This window comes from Streptomyces sp. NPDC087844 (assembly GCF_044742785.1).
GTDB lineage: Bacteria > Actinomycetota > Actinomycetes > Streptomycetales > Streptomycetaceae > Streptomyces.
The window spans coordinates 125,514-146,718 of sequence record NZ_JBIUVD010000022.1; the positions used below are offsets into that span (position 1 = coordinate 125,514).

At 67.1% G+C, this 21,205-nt stretch carries 22 protein-coding genes, 1 tRNA gene and 2 pseudogenes; 14 read left to right on the forward strand and 11 right to left on the reverse strand.

Annotation, left to right across the window (positions count from 1 at the left end):
- Positions 1-903 (reverse strand): serine/threonine-protein kinase (locus ACIOKD_RS33290; RefSeq protein WP_402091485.1); only part of this gene is annotated, 903 nt, incomplete at its 3' end.
- 433 nt (positions 904-1,336) lie between these two features.
- Between ACIOKD_RS33290 and ACIOKD_RS33295 the strand changes: the two are divergent.
- From ACIOKD_RS33295 to ACIOKD_RS33325, 7 genes and pseudogenes are all read left to right on the forward strand, one after another.
- A pseudogene (locus ACIOKD_RS33295) lies at positions 1,337-1,695 on the forward strand (FtsK/SpoIIIE domain-containing protein); the annotation flags it as partial.
- 66 nt (positions 1,696-1,761) lie between these two features.
- The gene (locus ACIOKD_RS33300; protein WP_402091572.1) at positions 1,762-2,295 is read left to right on the forward strand and encodes a GNAT family N-acetyltransferase; all 534 of its coding nucleotides are present in this window, start codon (positions 1,762-1,764) and stop codon (positions 2,293-2,295) included.
- 471 nt (positions 2,296-2,766) lie between these two features.
- The gene (locus ACIOKD_RS33305) at positions 2,767-2,988 is read left to right on the forward strand and encodes a type II toxin-antitoxin system VapB family antitoxin (protein ID WP_402091487.1); all 222 of its coding nucleotides are present in this window, start codon (positions 2,767-2,769) and stop codon (positions 2,986-2,988) included.
- Positions 2,985-3,395 carry a PIN domain-containing protein gene (locus ACIOKD_RS33310; RefSeq protein ID WP_402091489.1) on the forward strand — a complete coding sequence of 137 codons (411 nt, stop codon included), beginning with the start codon at positions 2,985-2,987 and terminating at the stop codon, positions 3,393-3,395. Before ACIOKD_RS33305 ends, ACIOKD_RS33310 begins: the two co-directional genes overlap by 4 nt.
- Positions 3,396-3,731: 336 nt before the next feature.
- On the forward strand, positions 3,732-3,899 hold the full coding sequence (locus ACIOKD_RS33315; RefSeq protein WP_402091491.1) for a hypothetical protein: 168 nt from the start codon (positions 3,732-3,734) through the stop codon (positions 3,897-3,899).
- Positions 3,900-4,202: 303 nt separating this feature from the next.
- Entirely contained in the window at positions 4,203-4,463 is a 261-nt protein-coding gene (locus ACIOKD_RS33320; RefSeq protein WP_402091494.1) for a CopG family transcriptional regulator, read from the forward strand.
- On the forward strand, positions 4,460-4,903 hold the full coding sequence (locus tag ACIOKD_RS33325; RefSeq protein WP_402091497.1) for a PIN domain-containing protein: 444 nt from the start codon (positions 4,460-4,462) through the stop codon (positions 4,901-4,903). The genes ACIOKD_RS33320 and ACIOKD_RS33325 overlap by 4 nt, the downstream gene beginning before the upstream one ends.
- Positions 4,904-5,220: 317 nt before the next feature.
- Here the strand turns inward: ACIOKD_RS33325 and ACIOKD_RS33330 are convergent.
- Positions 5,221-5,291: transfer RNA gene (locus tag ACIOKD_RS33330), tRNA-Gly, on the reverse strand.
- A gap of 534 nt (positions 5,292-5,825) precedes the next feature.
- Between ACIOKD_RS33330 and dcd the strand changes: the two genes are divergently transcribed.
- Positions 5,826-6,401 (forward strand): dCTP deaminase, encoded by a 576-nt coding sequence (dcd, locus tag ACIOKD_RS33335; RefSeq protein WP_402091499.1) that lies wholly within the window; start codon positions 5,826-5,828, stop codon positions 6,399-6,401.
- Between the two features lie 11 nt (positions 6,402-6,412).
- The gene (locus ACIOKD_RS33340; RefSeq protein WP_402091574.1) at positions 6,413-6,916 is read left to right on the forward strand and encodes a phosphoribosyltransferase; all 504 of its coding nucleotides are present in this window, start codon (positions 6,413-6,415) and stop codon (positions 6,914-6,916) included.
- A 90-nt stretch (positions 6,917-7,006) separates the two neighbouring features.
- Here the strand turns inward: ACIOKD_RS33340 and ACIOKD_RS33345 are convergent, their stop codons facing one another.
- Together ACIOKD_RS33345 and ACIOKD_RS33350 are read right to left on the reverse strand one after the other, a co-directional pair.
- A complete protein-coding gene (locus ACIOKD_RS33345) occupies positions 7,007-7,477 on the reverse strand; it encodes an NUDIX domain-containing protein (protein ID WP_402091502.1) in 471 nt (156 codons plus the stop codon).
- Positions 7,464-8,216 (reverse strand): helix-turn-helix domain-containing protein, encoded by a 753-nt coding sequence (locus ACIOKD_RS33350; protein ID WP_402091504.1) that lies wholly within the window; start codon positions 8,214-8,216, stop codon positions 7,464-7,466. The genes ACIOKD_RS33345 and ACIOKD_RS33350 overlap by 14 nt, the downstream gene beginning before the upstream one ends.
- Positions 8,217-9,699: 1,483 nt before the next feature.
- On the opposite strand from ACIOKD_RS33350, the gene ACIOKD_RS33355 reads away from it, so the two are divergent.
- Complete coding sequence (locus tag ACIOKD_RS33355) at positions 9,700-10,593, forward strand: IS5 family transposase (RefSeq protein WP_402091575.1); 894 nt, start codon at positions 9,700-9,702, stop codon at positions 10,591-10,593.
- Positions 10,594-10,638: 45 nt separating this feature from the next.
- On the opposite strand, the gene ACIOKD_RS33360 is transcribed toward ACIOKD_RS33355, so the two are convergent.
- Complete coding sequence (locus tag ACIOKD_RS33360) at positions 10,639-11,034, reverse strand: contact-dependent growth inhibition system immunity protein (RefSeq protein ID WP_402091506.1); 396 nt, start codon at positions 11,032-11,034, stop codon at positions 10,639-10,641.
- 93 nt (positions 11,035-11,127) lie between these two features.
- Positions 11,128-12,777 (reverse strand): recombinase family protein, encoded by a 1,650-nt coding sequence (locus ACIOKD_RS33365; RefSeq protein WP_402091509.1) that lies wholly within the window; start codon positions 12,775-12,777, stop codon positions 11,128-11,130.
- Positions 12,778-12,876: 99 nt separating this feature from the next.
- Between ACIOKD_RS33365 and ACIOKD_RS33370 the strand changes: the two are divergent.
- Positions 12,877-12,954: pseudogene (locus ACIOKD_RS33370) on the forward strand (phosphoribosyltransferase); the annotation flags it as partial.
- A gap of 76 nt (positions 12,955-13,030) precedes the next feature.
- Here ACIOKD_RS33370 and ACIOKD_RS33375 read toward each other — a convergent pair.
- A complete protein-coding gene (locus tag ACIOKD_RS33375; RefSeq protein WP_402091511.1) occupies positions 13,031-13,930 on the reverse strand; it encodes a GyrI-like domain-containing protein in 900 nt (299 codons plus the stop codon).
- 255 nt (positions 13,931-14,185) lie between these two features.
- On the opposite strand from ACIOKD_RS33375, the gene ACIOKD_RS33380 reads away from it, so the two are divergent.
- Positions 14,186-15,127: a hypothetical protein gene (locus ACIOKD_RS33380; RefSeq protein WP_402091514.1), complete on the forward strand. Its 942-nt coding sequence runs from the start codon at positions 14,186-14,188 to the stop codon at positions 15,125-15,127.
- Positions 15,128-15,152: 25 nt separating this feature from the next.
- Positions 15,153-15,791 (forward strand): hypothetical protein, encoded by a 639-nt coding sequence (locus ACIOKD_RS33385; RefSeq protein ID WP_402091516.1) that lies wholly within the window; start codon positions 15,153-15,155, stop codon positions 15,789-15,791.
- A 30-nt stretch (positions 15,792-15,821) separates the two neighbouring features.
- Here ACIOKD_RS33385 and ACIOKD_RS33390 read toward each other — a convergent pair whose 3' ends face one another.
- The 4 genes from ACIOKD_RS33390 to ACIOKD_RS33405 all read right to left on the reverse strand — a co-directional run bounded on the left by ACIOKD_RS33390 (position 15,822) and on the right by ACIOKD_RS33405 (position 20,507).
- Complete coding sequence (locus tag ACIOKD_RS33390) at positions 15,822-16,970, reverse strand: sulfite oxidase (protein ID WP_402091576.1); 1,149 nt, start codon at positions 16,968-16,970, stop codon at positions 15,822-15,824.
- 131 nt (positions 16,971-17,101) lie between these two features.
- Positions 17,102-18,142 (reverse strand): Yip1 family protein, encoded by a 1,041-nt coding sequence (locus tag ACIOKD_RS33395; protein ID WP_402091518.1) that lies wholly within the window; start codon positions 18,140-18,142, stop codon positions 17,102-17,104.
- Between the two features lie 27 nt (positions 18,143-18,169).
- Positions 18,170-19,627 carry an FG-GAP-like repeat-containing protein gene (locus ACIOKD_RS33400; protein ID WP_402091521.1) on the reverse strand — a complete coding sequence of 486 codons (1,458 nt, stop codon included), beginning with the start codon at positions 19,625-19,627 and terminating at the stop codon, positions 18,170-18,172.
- Positions 19,628-19,781: 154 nt separating this feature from the next.
- Complete coding sequence (locus ACIOKD_RS33405; protein ID WP_402091524.1) at positions 19,782-20,507, reverse strand: SDR family oxidoreductase; 726 nt, start codon at positions 20,505-20,507, stop codon at positions 19,782-19,784.
- A 79-nt stretch (positions 20,508-20,586) separates the two neighbouring features.
- On the opposite strand from ACIOKD_RS33405, the gene ACIOKD_RS33410 reads away from it, so the two are divergent.
- Positions 20,587-21,174 (forward strand): TetR/AcrR family transcriptional regulator, encoded by a 588-nt coding sequence (locus ACIOKD_RS33410; RefSeq protein ID WP_402091526.1) that lies wholly within the window; start codon positions 20,587-20,589, stop codon positions 21,172-21,174.
- Positions 21,175-21,205 lie beyond the last annotated feature (31 nt).

Below are 21,205 nucleotides of genomic sequence, written 5' to 3' on the forward strand. Positions count from 1 at the left end.
GGAGCTGGTGGAGCTGGTGGCCGCGCCCGGAGGAGTGGGGCGGCGCCGGGGTCTCGCGGACTCCCTGGTCTTCGGAAGCGCGGTGGCGTCGTCGGATTCCGGCAGCGCCAGGAGTATGCGGTGCATGTCCGCCGGCTCAGGCCGTGCGGCCGGGTCCTTGTCCAGGCAGCGCTCGACGATGCCCACGAGCGCCTCGGGTATCCCGTCGAGGTCCGGAGCCTCGTACATCACCTGGTAGCCGGTCATGTACGGGGTGTCGGCGTCGAACGGTCCCGTGCCGACGGCCGCGAACACCAGCAGTGATCCCAGCGAGAACACGTCCGAGGCCGGGGTGACCTCCCGGGGAGAGGACAGTTGTTCCGGCGACATGAAGGGCGGAGTGCCGATGACACGCCCGGTCATGGTGAGGTTCTGGTTGTCGGAAGTCCGGGATATGCCGAAGTCGATGACGCGCGGCCCGTCCTCGGTCATCAGGACATTGCTCGGTTTGAGGTCCCGGTGCACCAGGCGCACCCGGTGGATGTCGCGCAGCGCCTCGGTGAGCCCCAGCCCCAGCGCGCGCAGTTCCCGCTGGTTCAGCGGGCCGTCCTTCTCCACGACTTCGGCAAGGCTGGCCCCCGGCACGTAGAGCGTCGCCATCCACGGCCGGTCGGCGTCCGGGTCGGCGTCCACGACAGACGCGGTGAAGGCGCCGCTCACCCTGCGCGCTGCCGCGATCTCCTGCCGGAAGCGCGTTCGGAACTCCTCCTCCTGAGCGTACGACCCGTGTACGAGCTTGACGGCGACCTGCCGGCCTGAGGCGGAGACTCCCAGATAGACGACTCCCATGCCGCCCGCCCCGAGCCGACCGAGAAGGGTGTACCCGCCTACGGACTCCGGGTCCCCGCTGATCAGGGGCGTCATCGCCGATCATCCTTCCTCTTGCCTGCCTGTCTCACGGGGGTCAGCGTAGGTCCTGCCGCGCCGGAAGCGGAGCCGTGCTCATCACCGGCCGGTCGCGACGCTGCCGGAGTCGGCGGGCGGGAGCCAGGTCATGGCTGTGGCCCGGAGAGGAGGCTGTCGCCGGGCGGTGAGCAATCCGCCTCTGGGCCGAGCCGAGAGCCACGGAAGCTTCCGGATCGAGGAGCCGGGTCATTACCTGCGGAGCGTGAGCGAGGGTTTCGCCGAGAGATGGGCCGGTCGGGCCGGTCGGGTCGGTTGGGCCGGTTGGGCCGGTCGGGCCGTCGGGCTGCAGGACCCGGTCCTCCACCGCGATGCGCAGCGCGGCATTGAGCATGCCTGCCTCCCCGCGGCGGGGCATGCTCCGGCCCACCACGACCGGCCTGCAACTGGCCCCGGCGCCAGGCTGTCGGGCAAGTCCATGTTCCTGTGCAACCGGCTGACCGGGCTCGCTGCTCAGCCGGTGGTCCTGGTCGGTATCGACTGCAAGCGCGGTGTGGAGCTGGTGCCGTTCGCTGCCCGGCTCTCCGCGCTGGCGACCGACCCGGTTCAGGCAGCTCAGCTGCCTCCTGTGCTCGTGAAGGAAATGGAGGATCGATACGACCTGATCAAAGACCGACAGGGCATCGCGCCCGGCACCCCGGGCAAGTCGATCACCTCGGACATCTGGGGACTGCCCGAGAGAGAACGACCGGCCCCCATCGTGCTGTTCATCGACGAGGTGGCCGGACTCTCCTCATCGCCACGCGGAAGGAGAGGCCCACCGGTAACTGGGCCTTCTCTTTCGGATCGCTCTCGTGGGCGAGGGATAGGTTGCTCGCCATGACTGAACTCGGACCCGTGGCCTGGCCACCCGCCCCGATCGGAACCGAACGGCTCGTGCTCCGCGAGCCCGAGGACCGAGACCGGGCGGCGTTCGTCGAGCTGCTCGCCTCGCCGGAGGTGCACACCTACCTCGGAGGCCCCCGGCCGCGTGACGAGCTTGAGCGCGAGGTGCCTGAGGTGCCCGAGCGGTGGCCGGGGAGTTTCGTCGTCGATCTCGACGGGGCGATGATCGGCCAGATCCTGCTCAGGAGAGCACCGGAGCATCATCGCCCGGCTGCTGCGGGGAAAGCCGATCTCGGCTACCTGTTCCTGCCGCGGGGATTCGGATCCGCCGCCGAGGCGTGCGTGGCGGCACTCGACTGGTTCGACGGCGTCCTTCCCGGCGAGCCGGTGGTGCTCGCCACCCAGACCGCCAACGTCGGCTCGATGCGCCTCGCGGCAGAGCTGGGTTTCACCGAGGAAGAGCGGTTCCGGGCCTGGGGCGCTGAGCAGTGGCTCGGCATGCGGTCCCCGGTCACGCAATCCGATTGAGCCATAGCGCGGCTTTTATGGTGCGGTTGTGGCGCGCCACCCGCCCACCGGTCCAGCCAACAACGAACCCCCGGGTCAGTGACCTGGGGGTTTTGTGTGGAGCGGGTGTGGAGCGGGTGACGAGAATCGAACTCGCACTCTCAGCTTGGGAAGCTACGGCGCTTGGGCCGATACATGGCTTCTGAGCCGCACGGATTCGTTCTGTCGCCACAGGTGTGAGTGCTGGGTGGCACTGCTGGTTACCGTGTTTGTCCGCTCTTACGGGCACGCTGTGGGCACGCTGTGGGCACGCGAGTGACCAGCAGTCGTGCCGTACAGCCCGCAGCGCCTGTGCTGACCGAACCGCATCGTCTGTGGGGCACATTAGGAGGCTCCGTCGCGACTGCATACACCGGAGCTGACAGGTGGATCCTGCAATGTTGGTGACATACTCTTCTATGTACATCACCAACATTGCGCGGGAGGCACGGTATGTCCGTGACCCAGATCGACATCGACGACGACGCCTTGGAGCGTGCCATGGCTCTGGCTCACGTCCGGACCAAGAAGGAGGCGGTCAATCTCGCTCTGAATTTCTACGCCGAGCAGCAGGAGCGTGCGGCGCGCATAGGCCGTCACTTCGAGCGTGCCCGTACGTGGGGTGCCGTCGAGGATGCCGAGCGTCTGCACCGGGCGGAGAAGCACAGCCGGTGATCTACCTGCTCGACACGTCCGGCCTGGTCCGGCTGCTCCGCGATCCAAAACTGCAATCGGCCTGGTACGACGCGATCGATGCCGGTGCCATCGCGTCCTGCTACGTGCAACGCACCGAGTTCCTGTACAGCGCCCGAAACAGCCGTGAGTACGACGAGGTCGCGGAAATGTTCTCCGACCTCTACCCCGACGCTGCGGTACCGAAGAACGCGGGGCGTTGGATCAGCGCGGTGCAACACCGGATGGCCCAGGCCGGGGAGCATCGCAGTGCCTCGACAGTGGACCTCGTCATCGCCGCTACTGCCGCCCACCACGGTTTGGCTGTCCTCCACGACGACGCGGAGTACGGCACCATTGCCCGGCACGCGTCCGACCTGACCGAGCACAACATCCACGACGTCAACTGACGGGCTTTTGCCGCCCGACAAGTGGTGGATGGTGGGTTCCGCGAACACGGGGCCTTCGGACGTCGCCGGGCGGCCGTGCTGCAACGTGGACGGACTGCACCCGCAAGGGGTTTGGCCCTCCGCGTGCCCAATTCTTCCGGCGCGGGGGCGCGGGGAGAACGCCGAAACGACCTATCAATGAACAAGCCCCAGGCGGCTGACCTGGGGCTTCAATAAGAGCGATAAGAGCGGGTGACGAGAATCGAACTCGCACTTGCAGCTTGGGAAGCGACGGCGCCTGGGCGGAGGCTATACCTCTGACCTGGGCATACATCTTACCGGGTCCTAGAGGCCGGCATGGTCGCCCTCTCGGGCGGGGACATGCGGCCGATTGTCTACATCCGCAACGAGGAGTTCGCGGATGCTGTCTCCGTCCGTGCGAAGACCACCGAGCTGAGGAACCTGCTGGATCACGTTGATGAGATGGTCGACCGGGTCTTCGCCGACCACGAGGGCCGCTCGTGACGGCGACGACCACGAAGTTCGCCGTTAATACCCGTGATCACTCTGGATACCCGTCCCGGTCTGCGGCGTCGCCCGACATCCCGCGCTGGGTGGCCCAGATCGAACTGTCCCTCGCCGTGGTCCAAGAGATGTCCGGTCGGCTGGAAGCCTCCACCCGCCGCTGAGGGAACTTGAGGCGTAGAAGGGGCCGAGCACGGTCGGCATCCTGCCACTGCCACTGCCCGCGCTGAGCTTTGCGGCGCGGGCAGTGGAGGTCCGTAGCTAACTTATACATCAATCCAGTACATGGACTACTCTTGGTACATGTCCATGAAGCGTACGAACGTCTATGCCGACCCCGAAGACCTGGCGATCATCAAGGAGGCGGCCAAGCGGAGGGGCATAAGCGAGGCTGAGATCATCCGGCAGGGGATCCATCTCGCGGCCATGGCGAACCGAGTCTGGGACGAGCCGCTTTTCTCGCGGACGTTCGAGGGGTCGGGGCGTACGCCGACCAAGCCTGAGGTCCGTGACGCGATCGCCGATGCGGTCCGCCGCGAGACAGACCCGGGAACCGTCGCGTGATCATCGTCATTGCGGACACGTCCGGCCTCCTGGCCGCTCTCGACTTGACACACCCGGAACACGGAGCGGCGAACGAGGCGATCATGGCTGCTGGTCTCCTGGTGATGTCCCCGCTCCTGCTGGCGGAACTCGATCACGTGGCCACGCGCGAACTTGGGCGGGAGGCCGCCATCAGCGCGATCGATGACCTGCGGCGGTGGATGAGCCGGGGTCGGATCGTCATGCCCGAGATCACGCAAGACCACTTGGGCGCCGCGCAGTCCGTCCGAGTCCGCTACGGCGCGCTCGACCTGGACCTGGCCGACGCGGTGAACGTGGCGCTCGCCGCCGACTACGACACCGACGCGATTCTCACCCTCGACCGAAGGGACTTCCGGGCCGTACGGCCGTTGGGCCGTCACAAGGCGTTCCGGGTACTCCCGGACGACCTTCCGCTCTGACGCGAGATCCTCGGCGGCCAAGCGCCGGCTCCCGCAAGGAAGTTGCGCCCCTCTTGTCGAGATGCGCGATGAGCGGTAGGCGTCCGGCGTCGTTCGGGACGGGCAGGCTGAGTGCTCCGACCACGCGAACCTGCTCATGGCTGACGTGAAGTCGCAAATCAGTTCCGTGCTGCAACGTGGGCGGGCTGCACCCGCAAGGCACTCGTGCCCTCCGTATGCCCCATCTTCGAGCGCGGCACGTGCCAGAAAGTGCGGGAGAGTCCCGCTCGCGTAAAAGCCCCAGGCCGCTGACCTGGGGCTTCAATAAGAGCGATAAGAGCGGGTGACGAGAATCGAACTCGCACTCTCAGCTTGGGAAGCTGATGTTCTACCACTAAACTACACCCGCGTAGACGCCGGATTCGTGTCGTTCGTGCCGGTGTCGGAAACGCGGATTCACCATACCTCATGCCTGGCCCCCGGCGCTGAAGCCGTGGGGCCCAGTGGTGTTTCTGGGGCGTTTCGGGGGGTGGACGGGGCTGCGAGGCGCAGGAGTTGGGGCGTACGGTGGAGGACCTGGAGAGGGGTCGGGCGGGATCGGAGTGCCGCCTGGAAGGCCGTCCCTTTCATCCCGTAATGTGGCTTCCTCTTCAGTCAGACGCGGCTCTTGGGGAAGGGACTCTGAGGACTTGATGGAACGCAGCACCGTCGTCCGTTGTGCCGAGGGGCACGTGTTCAGCACCGCATCGCTTCCGATGCGGCAGGCCGATCGGCTCGGTCCTGGCCGGCTGATCCGTTGTCCCCGTTGCACCAGGCTCCGCAACGTCGTACCGGTGGAGTTCGAGAAGCGCTAGGCCGGCAGCGGTCAGTAGTTCAGGAGCCCGCGGGCCCGCCACGATCACCGGATTGTGGCGGGCCCGCGGGCTCTGCGTATCCTCGGGGCGTGCTTCTCTCTGACAAGGACATCCGGGCCGAGATCGACGCCGGGCGTGTGCGGATCGACCCCTACGACGAATCCATGGTGCAGCCCTCAAGCATCGATGTGCGGCTCGACCGCTACTTCCGGGTGTTCGAGAACCACCGCTACCCCCACATCGACCCCTCCGTCGAGCAGGCGGACCTGACGCGGCTCGTCGAGCCCGAGGGGGACGAGCCGTTCATCCTGCATCCCGGGGAGTTCGTACTGGCGAGTACGTACGAGGTCGTCAGCCTGCCCGACGACCTCGCGTCCCGGCTTGAGGGCAAGAGTTCGCTCGGGCGGCTCGGGCTCGTCACGCACTCCACCGCCGGGTTCATCGACCCCGGGTTCTCGGGGCACGTGACCCTTGAGCTGTCCAACGTGGCGACCCTGCCCATCAAGCTATGGCCGGGGATGAAGATCGGGCAGCTGTGCATGTTCCAGCTCAGCTCGGCGGCCGAGTTCCCGTACGGCAACGACCGGTACGGGTCCCGTTATCAGGGGCAGCGCGGCCCGACCGCCTCCCGCTCCTTCCTCAACTTCCATCGGACCCAGGTGTGAGCGGCGAAGACGTGGACGGTGTACGCGAGAATCTGACGTACGAGCGGTTCGGCACCGCCGTCCGTGAGCTTGCCCAGACCATCGCCGACGACGGGTACGAGCCCGACATCGTGCTCAGCATCGCCCGCGGCGGTGTCTTCGTGGCCGGCGGGCTCGCCTACGCCCTCGACTGCAAGAACATCCACCTAGTGAACGTCGAGTTCTACACGGGCGTCGGCACCACCCTCGACATGCCGGTCATGCTCGCGCCCGTCCCCAACGCCATCGACTTCTCCGACAAGAAGGTGCTGATCACGGACGACGTGGCCGACACCGGCAAGACGCTGAAGCTCGTGTACGACTTCTGCGTCGACGCCGTCGCCGAGGTTCGCTCCGCGGTTGTCTACGAGAAGTCGCAGTCCTTGGTGAAGTGCGAGTACGTGTGGAAGCGCACCGATGGCTCAGTCTGGATTAATTTCCCATGGTCGGTTGAGCCGCCCATCACCAGGAAGCACACCACCGTTTTGGACGCGTAATCCCAGGTCACAGCCCTTGGCCCTCACCTTCGGGTGAGGGCTTCTGCGTGTGTGGAGAGACGGCAGCCCCGGCGTGTCGGCTGGCACTGTTCATCCCAGGTATGGGGCCTCTCGCCCCTCGGTGGCGTGCTGCAACCGGAGCTGTTGCGTGTGATGCATGGGCAGGCTCTCCAGGTCCTCAGGGGCCACCCATCGCAGCTCCAGGGACTCATCCGAGATAGCCAAGGTCCCGCCAACGAGCCGGGCCCGGAAGCACACGTTGAACTGGCGGCGTACCTCCCCATCGCTGTACGCGATCACGTGCCGAGGGTCGGTGTACGTGCCGACGAGACCCGTGATCTCTACGTCCAACCCTGTCTCTTCCTTGACCTCCCGGACGGCTGTACCAGGCAGGCTGTCGCTCATCTCCATGCCGCCGCCCGGCAGAGCCCACAGGCCGCTGTCTGAACGCTTCTGGAGAAGGATGCGCCCCTTGTCGTCGGTCACCACGGCAGAGGCCGCTACAACCAAGCTGTTGGGTTCAGGGGCCGAAGGATCGTCGTAGTACTCAGTCCGTCCCACGGGTGACCTCCTGAGCCGTCGACCAGACGGCATCGAATGACTCGGCGTAAGTGTTGAACATCGACCCGCCCTCTGTGCGGCGGAGGTGCCACACCGGCGCTCCGTACGCGTTCACGCCCCAGACGTGGACGTTGACCAGAGCTTGGTCATCCACTCGATAGATCGAGTTGTAGAGGGTTGTCCCGTGGGTCCTGATCTCCATTCCTGGGACCCCGATCAGGGGCCGGTAGTGGAGCAGTGCCAGACGGCACCGTGACTCGATTCCGTGCCCGAACTTCTCTTCCTGGCCCCGGAGTTGGACGTTCGACGAGTCGGCGTCACCTAGACAGATACGCACCCGGCACCCTGCCTCTGCCTTCTCTCTCAGAAGGTCATTGAGTCGGGGGTACGCCTCATGCAGGAAGACGGCTGCATAGACAAGCACGTCGACCCGTTCCTGTGCCGACGACAGAAGGTCGATGAACACGGACACCGGGAGGTCTGCCCGCTGCTCGTAGAGGGCCACTAGCTCAGGGCTCACGGCCCGTGCCGACCGGGCCTGTCTCAGGGCTGGCCACAGTGCATGGATGTCCTCTCCCAGTGCCTCAGCCGCCTTGACGGCTGTAGCTCTCCTGGGAACCCTCCCCAGGTTCACCCATCGCTCGACGCTCTTGGGAGCAACTCCCGTTTGTTCAGCCAGAGTTGCATGTGTCCAGCCGCCTGCTGCCAGTGTCGCCCGTAGCCGCTCGTTGCCAGCCATGGCGTCCACCCCCTCCCGTTCGTCCCCTAGGGACGTTCTACCCCCACTGGGACGTCCCGAAGTGGGGATTGAGGGAGGTTCCTACGTCCCAGCGACCGGCCAGAACATGAATCCTCAGCGAGAGGAGTCAGGAATGGCAGCTACAGCAGACACCAACGTACGACAGGGCGATTACGTCACCTACTCTCCAAGAGGTGAGAGGTGCGCCGATTGCAGGCAGGAATTCAAGAGCCTGGAGCGTGTGTGGCGAGTCGCCATCGAAAGAGTGTCGGGTGCCCCGGCTCCTGGCCCATACCGTCATTACGGTGAGTGCCCGTAGGAGGCGTTTACGTGCTGGCTCCTATTGCCCCTGCCATGTCGCTTACCATGCTGGACCCTAATTTCCCGAGGGAAGCGAGGGTAAAGAAGGCGCCTACCCCTAGGGGAAAGGGACGGCCCACGGATAAACAGCAGCCACCCTCATCAAACAAAGAAGAGGCCCCCGGTTAGGTCCGGGGCTTCCTCGTTTCAATTACCAGTCATGCCGGAATTTCACCGGAGTGAGATAGTCAGACTCAATACTCCAATCAAGAACTGATTCCGAATCACTCGGATTCATTCCTCCCTAAGATTCCAGCACCATTGAGAATCACTTGGCTAAAGCTAGAGAGCTGGGATTCCTTGAATAGGGAGGGGGAGGGGCCCCTCCTTCAATTCCAATCGGATGGTCCGGACGGGTACTGAGTAAGACCCCTGGGGGTCGGCTCTTTGAGTCGGCCCCTTTGGCATGTCTGGGGGTAGTGGCTTGTCGGCAGGACCCCCGGTCTCCTGTGTTGCCCTCTGTCGTCCTCTCAGGGCCTTCCCCGGTACCGAGTGCCGGTCGTGCCCTCCTTGGGCCCTCCCTGAGGGCTCCCGTGCCCTCTCTGGCTTTCAGGTCGCTCCGCCACCGGCCTACGTGCGGGCGCCCTACGGCAGGCATCTCCACTCAGGTTCTGTGTCGGCAATGTTGGGCTGTCATCTGACAGTCGACCAATCAAGGCGTCACGTGAACTGAGATCAAGGCGCAGACAGGCTTTCGGAAGCGTTAGCACTTGCTTGCTTCGCTCGTTGATCGAGCACAGAAGTTCGTGTGTGCATTTCTCGCAGCGTTTGTGTGTATGAGCGTCCAGGGGGAGGGGGGGTACCCGGAAACGCGCATTACGCTGATCGGGACGTCATATGGTCTGAGATCCTGTACGGGTTCTCGTGGTTCAAGGAGGGGCCAAAATCTCTCCAAAGTAAGGGTGTGACCACAATCACGTACCCTTGCAATTACTGGCCAGGAGTCACTTATGGCTGAATCTGTCCAAATGCTGGATTCCTTAATCTTCACCGTGACACACGAAAACCCCCGGTTGGATGCCGGGGGCTATGTAGGGATCAGATGACCCATTCGGGCCCAGTTGTGGTGATGGAACCAGCCCTTCTGTAGATTTGTCAGAGCCTCTGAGACCGCGTTTGAGATCTGCCGTGCCTGAGAGCTGGGGTGGTCGTTGATCCCTACGTGAGTTGTGTTGGGGGCGGGTATCCGTCGGACCTGACGGATGAACAGTGGGTGTTGGTGGAGCCGTTGCTGCCGCCAGCGCGGGTAGGACCGAGGGGCGGGCGCCGGGAGAAGCACCCACGCCGGCGGATCGTGGACGCGATCTTCTACGTGGTGCGGACCGGGTGCGCCTGGCGGCAGCTGCCGAAGGACTTCCCGCCCTGGCCCACTGTGTACTGGTACTTCACCTGGTGGCACGACGATGGCACCGTCGAGCACGTCCACGACATCCTGCGCGGTCGGGTCCGTGAAGCCGACGGTCGAAACGCAGAGCCGAGCGCAGGGCTGATCGACTCGCAGTCCGTCCGCACTGCCGACACGGTCCCGGCGGCGACCAGGGGCTTCGACGCAGGCAAGAAAATCAAGGGCCGCAAGAGGTTCCTGGTCACCGACACCCTCGGTCTGCTCGTCGCGATCCATGTCGTCGCGGCCAGTGTCCAGGATCGCGATGGCGCGAAGCGGCCGCTGCTGTGGACTCGACTTGACCACCCGCGGATCCGGAAGATCTGGGCGGACCAGGGCTTCGCCGGCCGCCTGGTCGACTGGACCACCGAAATCCTCGGCCGCGAGCTGGACATCGTCCGCAAGGATCCTGGCCAGCGCGGCTTCCAGGCCCAGCCCAAGCGCTGGGCGATCGAGCGCACCTTCTCGTGGCTCACCGCCCACCGCCGCCTCGCCCGGGACGACGAGACCAGCCCGGCCCGGTCCGAAACCATGATCCGCTGGGCAATGATCGGCCTCATGGTCCGCCGCCTCACCCGCGGCCGACCGGCGGCACGGCAGGGCCCGCGCCCGCTCCTGCGAGAAGTTCCATAGATACGCCGGTCTGCCCCTCTATGGGCGACATCCGGCGTCAGTGCGCTACAGGATCAGGAACCGCTCAATCTTCTGTTGCAGGTCAGGTGGCAGGTCAGTCAACTCCGAGACGATCGCACGAAGCTCTCGGCCAAGTTCGGGAGACTCGGTCCAGACCGCTAGGTTTCTGGTGAGGACCGCGGACAGCAGATCACCCTCGTACATGTCCCCCTCTGCCATCGGGTTGTCCCGCAGCACCTTCAGAGCCAGCGGCAGGAGGTAGGGCAGTCCTATGTCTTGCCCGATCAACAGACGCAGGCCCTCGACTGTCAGCTCGCCGACCGGCCGACGCCGCAAGGCGTGTGCAGTAGCGACAAGACGCGTGGCGTCGGCCGGAAGAGCTGGCCAGCGATCGCGTTCAAGCTCTTCAAGGGAGCGATTACGGCTTCGGGATCGCGTCACCGCCCGATTGTCCTACGACGAGATCTCAAACGCGGTCTGAGTAAATGGAAAGGCACCGACTCGAAAGCCGGGGCCCATCTGAGAGGTGAAAGGCTAGATGCCGTCGTATTCCATGTGCCTCTCGTTCCTAAATCCCGCTTCATCTTCTTGAGCTTCGAGGAGGCCATTAATCACCTCTCGGAAGTTCTCGATAGCGGCTTGGTCGTATTCCTTGGACTCGTACTCACCCTGATTGGCTGTGATGTCCTCGGGTGCTACCAGGATGAAAGCTGGCTTCGACTTGGAGCTAATTGCTAGGGGGATGAGACGGAACCCTGAACTCCGCAGGAACGGCCCTCGGTCGTCCCACGACGACATGGCCTCCCACTTCTGGCCGTAAGTCTCTCCCGTTCCCTGTTCGGTCCAGTAGCCCGGCCTGAACGGCTCTGCTTCGAGCTTGGTCAGTAGCTCTGCGTTTTCTTCCATGGGCTCGGTCAAGGAGCCAAGAACCAGTGCGTTAGTCGCAGTCTTGATCGCGGCCAGTAGGTTCTCATTGGCCAACGTGAGTTCCTTGATCTGCTTGCGGTGGTCTGTTCCGGGAACCCATTCTCGAACCATGACTTCCTTCTCTCCGAGCCGATGAAGGAATCCGGACTCAAGTTCAGGCAACAAGAGGTCTCGTCGCCAGGAAGTACGGAAAGCGCAAGACTCCCCCCGAAGGATTCGGGACCCGCACCTGAAGTAGTGGTTCACTTTCTTGCTGCCATCCTTGCGAACAGATGACACTGCTTTGTCTGGGTACAGTTTGGTTCCGCAGGGGCATAGAAACAGTCCGGACGTGGGATCACTGTTCCCCCGGATCCCGCTACGGCTTCTGCTCAGGTTCTCCAGTACCTTTTGTAGCTGGTCAAATTCATCGTCAGTGAGGATGGGCTCGGCCCACCTGACAGGCTGACCTTTCCGAAGTAGTTCATCTCCCTTGTGTACTGCGATCCCCTTGAGGGTCGGCTTACGGAGAATTGCACCGAGAGAGCTAGTCATCCATTTGGAACCCCGGACCTTAGCTTGCGTTCCTGCTTTCTTTTTGTCGGCGTTCACATTCCGCTGATGATCCTTGGGTGTCAGGATTCCCCGCTGATTCCAGTCTCGGACAACCATGCCCATAGACCAGTTCTCGGTTACGAGCCGTTCGTATGCCTCCCGGACGAGAGGAGACGTCACAGGGTCCAGAAAGAGTTTGTACCGGAGTTTCCCGTCATCCTGCATTACTGGGGCAGGTCGGTACCCGAATGGCCAGGCGCCGCCACCCCAGAGATCTGAGTTACGGAAAGAGGCAGTCTGGTTTTTCCTCTTGCTAGAAATGGTCTCCCGGAACTTCTGTGCCTGAGAGGCTTTGACGTAGGCAATGAGGCGGCCGTCGGAAGTGTGGATATCCAGTGCGGGATCATCAAGGCAGATGATTTCCTTACCGGCCTCATGACACTTCTGTGCGAACTGTTCCCAATGCCACTGGTCACGGGTGATCCGGTCCAGAGCGGAGACCATGATTGCGTCCCACTCGTTCCAGAGCGGTTCCCTCATCCACTTGCCCAGAGACTTCCGGTCGGCCAGATTGACCGAGCCGGACACCGTGGCGTCAACGACGTCCCCCACCACAGGGCAACCTGTGCCAGCAAGAGCGGCGTCCTGGTCCTGGTTTTGCCGGTCCAGTGATGAGCTGGACTCTGTGTCACGGCTGATCCGACGTACCTTCAGCACTCTCATGCCGCGTTCCAGGTGCGGGTATCCGTGCATCCTGCCCCCCCCTCGGGCCACGCCGCTCCCCTCGGGCGCGGCTCAGAGAGGCAAGTGTAAGACGTCAATTCCGATGAATGGATCGACTTCCCTTGGAGCGTCGAGCCGCCCGTCGTGAAGCGGGCGGGGCAGGTGCTCGACGCCTGACGTCCAGGGTGACGTTCGGATTGACGTCCAGGGGCGAGTGTCTGCCCCGCCCCGTGGACGTCAGGCCGTCGCTCGGTCAGGGTGTTGTTCGTTCCACCGGGATCCACAGTTCCGCGTCCGCCTCCGTGGCGTCCGGGGAGAGGTGGGTGCGGAGGATCTCCGGGCCCGGCCTGCTCTGGTACGGGTTGGACGGGAACCACTGGGTGAACACGTCCCGCCACATGTGCTGGAGTGCCAGCGGGAACGGGCCCGAGCTCTCGAAGACGGCCCACGCTCCCGGGGGGACGGTGAGGGTGTCGAGGTCCTCCGGGGGTGTGGTCCCGGTGCCCGTCACCACCGCGTGGTAGTAGTCCAGTTCCGTTCCCTCCGCCCTGCTCGGGTCGAGGTTGTCGCTCACCCCCACGATTCCCCGCGGCTCCTGATCGGAGAGGGCGGAGAGGTCGGAGAGGTCGGACTGGGCGGCGATCCGCCGCATCGTCTCCGGTGTGAGGCTTCGGATGAAGTTCGCGATCTCCGGGTTCATCCCCTCGTGGACCAGCGGGACCCTGATTTTCTTCCCGACCACCTGGAATGCCTCTCTCTGCACGATCCTGTATCGCATGCTGCTGCTCCCCTCGATGACCAGACGGAAGGACAGCCGGGGCTGGGAGGTCAGTGCGGTTCCGGTTCGGCGGGCCTCGCCCGGGCCCACGCCGTGCACCGCGCGGAACGCCCGTGCGAACGCCTCCCCCGAGCCGTAGCCGTACCGCACCGCGATCTCCAGCAGCGTCCGCTCCCGGGCCAGCACCTCGGCGCCCGCCACGGTGAGCCGTCTGCGCCGGATGTACTCGGACAGCGGGAGCCCCGCCAGCGCGGAGAACAGCCGGCGGAAGTGGTACTCCGACGTCATCGCGATCCGCGCCAGTTCGGTCACCTCGATCGGCTGATCGAGACGCGACTCGATGTGTTCCAGAGCCTCGTTCAGTCGCTCCAGCAACTCGGCCTCCTTCCTTTGCGTCCTCCACGTTAGGAACGTCGCACCTTGCCGGACCCGACAGTCCGTGCCCGGTCCGGTCGGGTGATGCCCACATCGGCTCGTTGGGTCCGTTGACCCGCTGACCCGTCGGTCCGTCGGTCCGTCGGTCCGTTAGAGAAACGCTTGCGTTTCGCTTTCGGGTTCCGTAGTTTGTGTGTACGAAACCGTTTCGTATCGATCGGCCCGCCGGTCGGTCAGGGGGAGGGGAGGAGCGGCATGAGTGTGCTGATGGCCGTAGCCCTCTCCCTCGTCTCCGCCGTCTGTTACGCCACCGCCGCCGTGCTCCAGGAACGGACCGCCGCCGGCGCCGCGAGCCTGCGCTCCGCGCTCAGCCGCGGTTCCTGGTGGGGATCCGTCGCCCTCAACGGCGGCGGGGCGCTGCTGCACGTGGTGGCCCTGCGGTACGGGCCGCTGACGCTCGTGCAGCCCCTCGGCGCGCTGAGTCTGGTGGTGGCGGTCCCGCTCGGTTCGCTGGTCACCCGCCGCCGGACCTCCGGCAGGCAGTGGCGCGGGACCGCCCTCACCCTCGTGGGGCTCGCCGCGCTGCTCGCCGCCACCGCGTCGGGCGGCGTGCCGGTCGACACCCTGGGGACCGGTGAGGTGTTTCTTGTCGCGCTCACCGCCGCCGGTGCCGTCGTGGCGCTCGTTCGTTTCGCCTCCGGCCGTCAATTCGCCTCCGGCCGTCGTTCCGCCACTCCGGGCGGCGGTCTCGCCTTCGCGGCGGCCTCGGGCATCGCCTCCGGGGTCGGCTCCACGCTGGCGCAGAAGCTCGCCGTCGGGCCCACGTCGAGCTGGAGCCTCGTGGCGGTGGCCGTGCTGACCGTGGGGTTCGCCACCACGGGGGTGCTGCTCTCGCAGAAGGCGTACCGCAGTGGCCTCGGCGGACCGCTCGCCGTGCTCACCCTGGTCAATCCCGTCGCCGCGTCCGCCATCGGCATCACCCTGCTCGGTGAGGGCGTCCAGTGGGGAGCGTTCGGCGGGCTCGGGGGCCTCCTGGCCCTCGTTGGTGCCGGTGCGGCGGCCCGTGGCGTGCTCCTGCTCAGCCTGCCCCGGGCCGAAGCGCAGCAGGGGGTCTCTGTCCAGGAGGCAGCGGCCGAAGGCGTCGGCGAACTGACCGGCGTTGTCAACCTCACCGGCATGAGCCGGGCCGCTCTCTGAAAGGTAGTGAAGGTAGAAAATGACCATGACCACTCTCGACATTCCGGTACGGGCCGCGGTGCGCGCCGCCGGACTCGTGGACGTACCCGCCGTGGTGCGGTTGATCACGCAGAGCTCCGCCGGGCACTCGGAGCAGGCGCAGCGCGCCATGCGGCTGGTGCTGGCCCATCACGCCCTGGAGAGGGGGCAGGTGTGGGTGGCCGAGCGGGACGACGACGGCACGCTGCTGGCCGCCGCCATCTGGCTGCCGCCCGGAACCGGCACCGATCCCCCCGGCCCGCACCTCAGGAGCGTGCTCTCCCGTGAGATCCCCACCGGCCGTTCCGCTGCCGAACCCGCCTTCTGCCTGCCGCAGCACCCGTTCCTGTCGAGGGTGCTGCAGGCGGCAGGGCCCGATCGGTCGACGCCGTACTGGACGCTGCTCGCCGTCTGTGTTCCGGACGAGACGGAGGCCTGGGACCGTACGGTGGTCGACGGGCTGCTGGCTCCGGGGCTGCGGGTCGTCGACGACCAGGACGCCACAGCCGTCGCGATCACGTTGTCCGCCCGTCACGGGGATCAGCTGCGGCACCTCGGGTTCCGCGGGCCGCGGCAGGCGCGCGTCGCGCCGGGCGCGAGCGTGTGGCTGACCACCCGGCACGCGCTGGTGGAGGCCGCCGCCTGAACACGGTCGCGGTTGTGGCGGTAGCCGCGGCTACTGGCAGACCACCGGGACCCGCTGGACCTCGTTGTTGGCGAAGCCTCCTCGGTTCCACGGCTGGGTGAGGGGCTGGGACGTGCCCTCGGCGTCCGTGGCGCGGGCCGTCAGGACGTGGCGGCCCGGGGTCGCCGTCCAGGGCGTGTGCCAGTGGCGCCAGGACCATGGACCGCCCGTTGCCGCGGCGAGTTCGGCGGTCTGCCAGGACGCGCCGTCGTCCGCGCTGACCTCGACCTTCGTGACCGGCGCGCGGCCCGACCAGGCCCGGCCCTCCAACCGCACGGGACCGGGGCGTACGACCCGGGTGCGGGACATGAAGTCGGGGAAGCCGGGCGGGATCATCAGCGCGCGCGGGGCGATACGGGTGACCGGGTCGCCGGGCTCGTCGGGGGACTGGCGGAAGCGGTACGCCACCGCCTGCTGGAAGCCCGTGAAAGGGGTGTCGGTCAGCTCGATGTCGGTCAGCCACTTCACATGGGCCATGCCGTACCAGCCGGGGACGATCAGGCGCAGCGGGTAGCCGTGCTGCGGTGGCAGCGGGGCCCCGTTCATCTCGTACGCCACCAGGACCTCGGGGCCCGGAGCGGCGGCGGTGGCGTCCGCGAGGGTGAGGCTGCGGGCGTAGTCCTGTTCGACGCCGCGTTCCACTCCGTGGTCGGCTCCCGTGAAGACCGCCTCGACGGCGTCCGGTTCCACTCCCGCCTCGGCGAGCAGCGTCCGCAGGGGTACGCCCGTCCAGTCCGCCGTGCCGACCGCCTCGACCAGCCAGGGCTGGCTCACGGGGCGGGGGGCGAGCCGGGCCCGGCCGTTGCCCGCGCACTCCATCGTCACGCGGTGGGTGACCGGCGGGAGGGCGCGCAGGGCGGCCAGGTCCAGGGTCAGGGGCGTACGGACGCGGCCGTGGATCTTCAGGGTCCAGGTGTCGGCGTCGGCGGCCGGGATGTCGTAGTGGACGAGGATGTAGTGCAGTCCGGGCGGGGTCACGTCGTAGCGCAGGGCCTCCAGGGGGAGGCCGTGGTTGCGGGCCGCGAGGGCGAGTTCCTCGTGGCCGATCCCCTCGTCGGGGGCGGCCACGCGGCCGGGTGCGCTGACCTCTGGAAGGGCGTTGCGTTCGTCTGTAGCGTCTGTCACGTCCGTGGCGTCCATGGCGTTCATGACGTCCATGGTGCTCCCCCGGGACGGGCCGGGCACCCGTATGGTCCCGCCCGGGGCCGGACATGCCCGGAGGCCGGACCGCGAGCGGCCGGCCTCCGGTACGCAGGACGCGTGCGGGGTTCCTAGAACGTGCCCAGCTTGATGATCGACAGCAGTGCGATCAGCTGGATCGCCGACGCGCCCAGGGCCTTGGGCCACGGCAGGTCGTGCGACTTGCCGACCATCAGCGTGAACAGCGCGCCGGCCGCCACCCAGGTCGCCCAGCCCAGGATGCGTACGAAGGGTGCGTCGCCGCTCGCGAACATCGCGACGACCAGGCGCGGCGCGTCCGTGAGCGACATGATCAGCATGGAGAGGCCGACCGTGGGCTGCCAGGCGCCGTCGCCGCCGAGCTGGCGGGCCAGGGTGTGGGTGACCACGCCCAGGATGAACGCGCTGAGCACGATCGCGACCGCCGTCACCAGGACGATGGGGACCGCGTTCGCGAGGGTGGCGTTTATGGCGTCCGCGCGGGCGCCGTCGAAGCCGAAGACGGCCAGCAGGCCGTAGAGGAACGTCACGATGAGGGCGGTGCCCCACATCGTGTAGTCGCGCATGTGCAGGAAGGTCTGGTTCGGGCGCAGGACGATGCCGCTCAGCAGTTCCTTCCAGCGCAGGGGCGGGCCGACGGGCGGCGCGGGAGTGCTGCCCGCACGGTAGGTGTCGCCCTGGTTGTACGGGTCCTCGCCGACCGAGAACGCCGTCGTGTGCCCCGGCTGGTTGGCCGCGTACGGGTCATGACCCTGCGGTGGCCGGCCCTGCGGGTGGCGGCCCTGTGGGGGATGGCCCGGGTCGCCGAAGTACTCCGGCTCCCCGTGTCCGTTCCCCTGGGGGTGTCCGTTGCCCTGCGGCCACTGCTGCGGGCCGTTGCCGCCGCCACCGCCGTACTGGGGCTGTTGAGGGTGGGCCCCGGGCGCGGGGGGATAGCCGTACGACGGGCCGCCCTGTGGGGCCTGCTGTCCGTACGGCTGCTGCCGCTGTTGTTGCGGAGGCGCCTGCTGCGTGCGGTTGTCCCGGCCGCGTCCGATCCTGAATCCAGCCACGTAATCGAACGTACCTGGTCCCGCAGAGTCACGTGCCGGGCCCGGGGCATCGGACCCGGCTTTGCGGCCGACCTGTGACATCCCCTAGGGGGTCTGCCAGACGTTTCGTCAGAGGCTGCTCAGGGTTTTTCCGTAGGTGAGCGCGCTCGTCGGGGCGGGTAGGCCCAGTCGGGCGGGGGTGAGGGCGTAGGAGCCGTCGGCGCTCGCGTGCGGGAACACCCACAGGCCACCGGAGTTGACGTTCTCACCGGGGGAACCGACGGTCAGGTCCGGCCTGCCGTCGTGATCGTGGTCGCCGGTCGCGGCAGCCGCGCCGAAGGCGTCGCCCGCCTCCGCGGCGCCCGGGACGCTCGGGGTGCCCTGGTTGTACGCGACCGCGCGGCTGTCGCCGGACTCGTCGGCCAGGCCGTCCTCCGTGCCGAACAGCACGGTGGCCGCGCCCGCGCCCGCCCGGGTGCCGATCGCCTCGCCGGGGGCGCCCGCGACCAGGTCGTCGCGGCCGTCGCCGTCGAGGTCGGCCACGGCGAGGGCGGCGCCGAAGCGGTCGCCGGACTCGGCGACGCCCGGTACGCCGACCGTGTCCTGGTTGAGGGTCTGATGGCGGAAGCCGAAGGAGCCGCTGGAGCCGGCGCCGTAGTGGACGTGGATGCCGCCGCCCTTCGCGTACTCCTCGGGGCCGCACGGGTCGTCGATGTTCTCGTCGGCGATCTCGCGGCACTCGCCGAGGACCAGGTCGGCGTGGCCGTCGCCGTCGAAGTCGCCGGAGGCGAGCGCGGAGACACCGGAGTTGTCGGTGTTCCACACGTTGGCCAGGGACTCCTCGGCCTTCTCCCACGCCCAGATCCTTACGTGCGACTGGGTGAACGGGTCGTTCGCCCAGTACCCGACCGCCAGGTCCGCCGCGCCGTCTCCGGTGAAGTCGCCGGTGGTCAGGATCGGGGCCCGGCCGCCCATGGGTCCGCTGACGACGGTCGCGGCGAGGCCGTCGGCGGTGCGCAGGACGACCTTGTCCTTGCCGCCTGCCACGATGTCCCTGCTGCCGTCGCCGGTCAGGTCGGCCGCGGCGACGGACAGTCCGTACGCGGCGGAGGCGGCGGGGCCCGTGGTGACGTTGGCTCCGGGGCCCGGGCCGCCCTTCGCGCCGCCCACGACGACGACCACGCCGGCGTCCGTGCCGCGCCCGGTGATGTCCTCGCCGGGGGCGCCGGCGAGCAGTTCCGCGATGCCGTCGCCGTTCAGGTCCTCCAGCGCCACGGAGGCGCCGAAGCGGTCGCCCGCCTCCGGGGTGCCGGGTACCTCGGCGGTGGCCTGCGTGACGCGGATGCCGCCGTGGGCGCCGATGCCCTTCCTGCCGCCCCACACGACGTTGACGTACCCGGCTCTCGCCTTGCCACCGACGGCGCCGTCCGGCACGCCCGCGGCCAGGTCCGGGTAGCCGTCGCCGTTGAAGTCGCTGGTGGAGGGGGAGGGCGGGGTGGCGGCGGCCGCCGTGGGAGGGAGGGCGAGGGCCGTGGTCGCCGCCGCGGCGACCGTGGCGGCGAGGGCGGCGTACGTCCGTATGCGCACGGGGGACTCCAGGGGCTGGGATGGCTTCAAACAGGTGGCCGGGTGGCCGGATCGGACGGTTTCGCTCGGTTCACCTGTGTGACACCTGGAGTACGTGCGGGGTTGTGTCGGGTTCGGAGCCGCTGTCCCTGTAAGACGCTCTCGGCGGGCAGGGTTACGGCACGAACGACCGCAGCTGTTCGTCGAGCCACGGGTAGAACTCCTCGGCCCTGGTGTTCAGCCGGGACTTCAGGTGGCGCGTCGGTTCATCGGCCAGTACCTCGATCGAGCCGTCCGCGACTCCGTCGTAGGCCTGTGCGACCACGCTCGCGGCGCTGACCTTCGGAACGTCCCAGCGTGCCGCCATCGGCGTGTCGACCATGCCGACGAGAAGGCCGATCACCTGTGTTCCCTGCCCCTGCAACTGCGTCCGCAGCGCGTTGGTCGCCGACCACATCGCGGCTTTCGACGCCGCGTAGCCGGTCGGCACGTTGACCCAGCTCGCCGAGGACAGGATGTTCAGGAGCGTGCCACCGCCGTGTGCGGCCAGCACCGGGGTGAAGGCGTTCGCGACGCGGAGTGTCCCGAAGAAGTTCGTCTCGAAGATCCGGTGGAGCTCGTCCTCGGGCCCCGCGATGGAATCGCCGGCGGGTGCGATACCGGCGTTGTTGATCAGGAGGTCGACGTCCGGCGCGGCGGTGACGGCGGCGGCGACGGCGCGGGAGTCCGTGATGTCGAGGGGCAGCGGCTGGGCCCGGGGGTCGTCCCAGCGCTTCGGCGTGCGCGCGGCGGCGTAGACCTTGGTGGCTCCGCGTTCGAGCGCCTGCAGCACGAACTGTTCGCCGAGTCCGCCGTTGGCACCCGTCACGAGTACTGTCCGGCCGTCGAGTGACTGGTTCATCTATACTCCAGAACTAAGTGGGGACTATCCCCGAATGAGTATGTGGGGACACTCCCCGCTTAGTCAAGGAAGGGTGGGCATGGCTGCTGACCGAGGTGCCACCGCGAAGGCGGCGCGTCCGCTGCGGGCGGACGCCCAGCGCAACCGCGAGGCCATCCTCCGCGCGGCGCGGGAGACCTTCGAGGAGGAGGGGGTACTCGCCTCGCTCGACGGCATCGCCCTTCGCGCGGGCGTGGGGAACGCGACGCTCTACCGGAATTTCCCGACCCGGGACGACCTGCTGGCCGCGGTGATGCAGGACTCCATCGACATCGCGTTGACCGAGGCGGACGAACTGGCTCGCTCGCTCGGTCCGCGGGAGGCCCTCGCGGAGTGGCTGGTGCGGCTGACCTGGAAACTGCGCATCTGGCACGACCTGCCGTACTGCGTCGCCACCGCCCATCAGGACCCGGAGTCGTCCATGAACGTCGCGTGCAACCCCCTGCTCGCGCGGACGGACGCCCTCCTCGGTGAGGCGAAGTCCTCGGGCGACGCGATCGGGACCATCACCGCCGACGAGGTGTTCGAGCTGGTCACGACGCTGTCATGGGGTGTCGACCGGTTCCGTGACGACCAGCGGACCGCGCGCAGGCGAGTGGAGGTCGCCACGGCCGGCGTCTTCGCCTGAGGGCGGGACAGCTCTTAGGGGTTTCTGATGG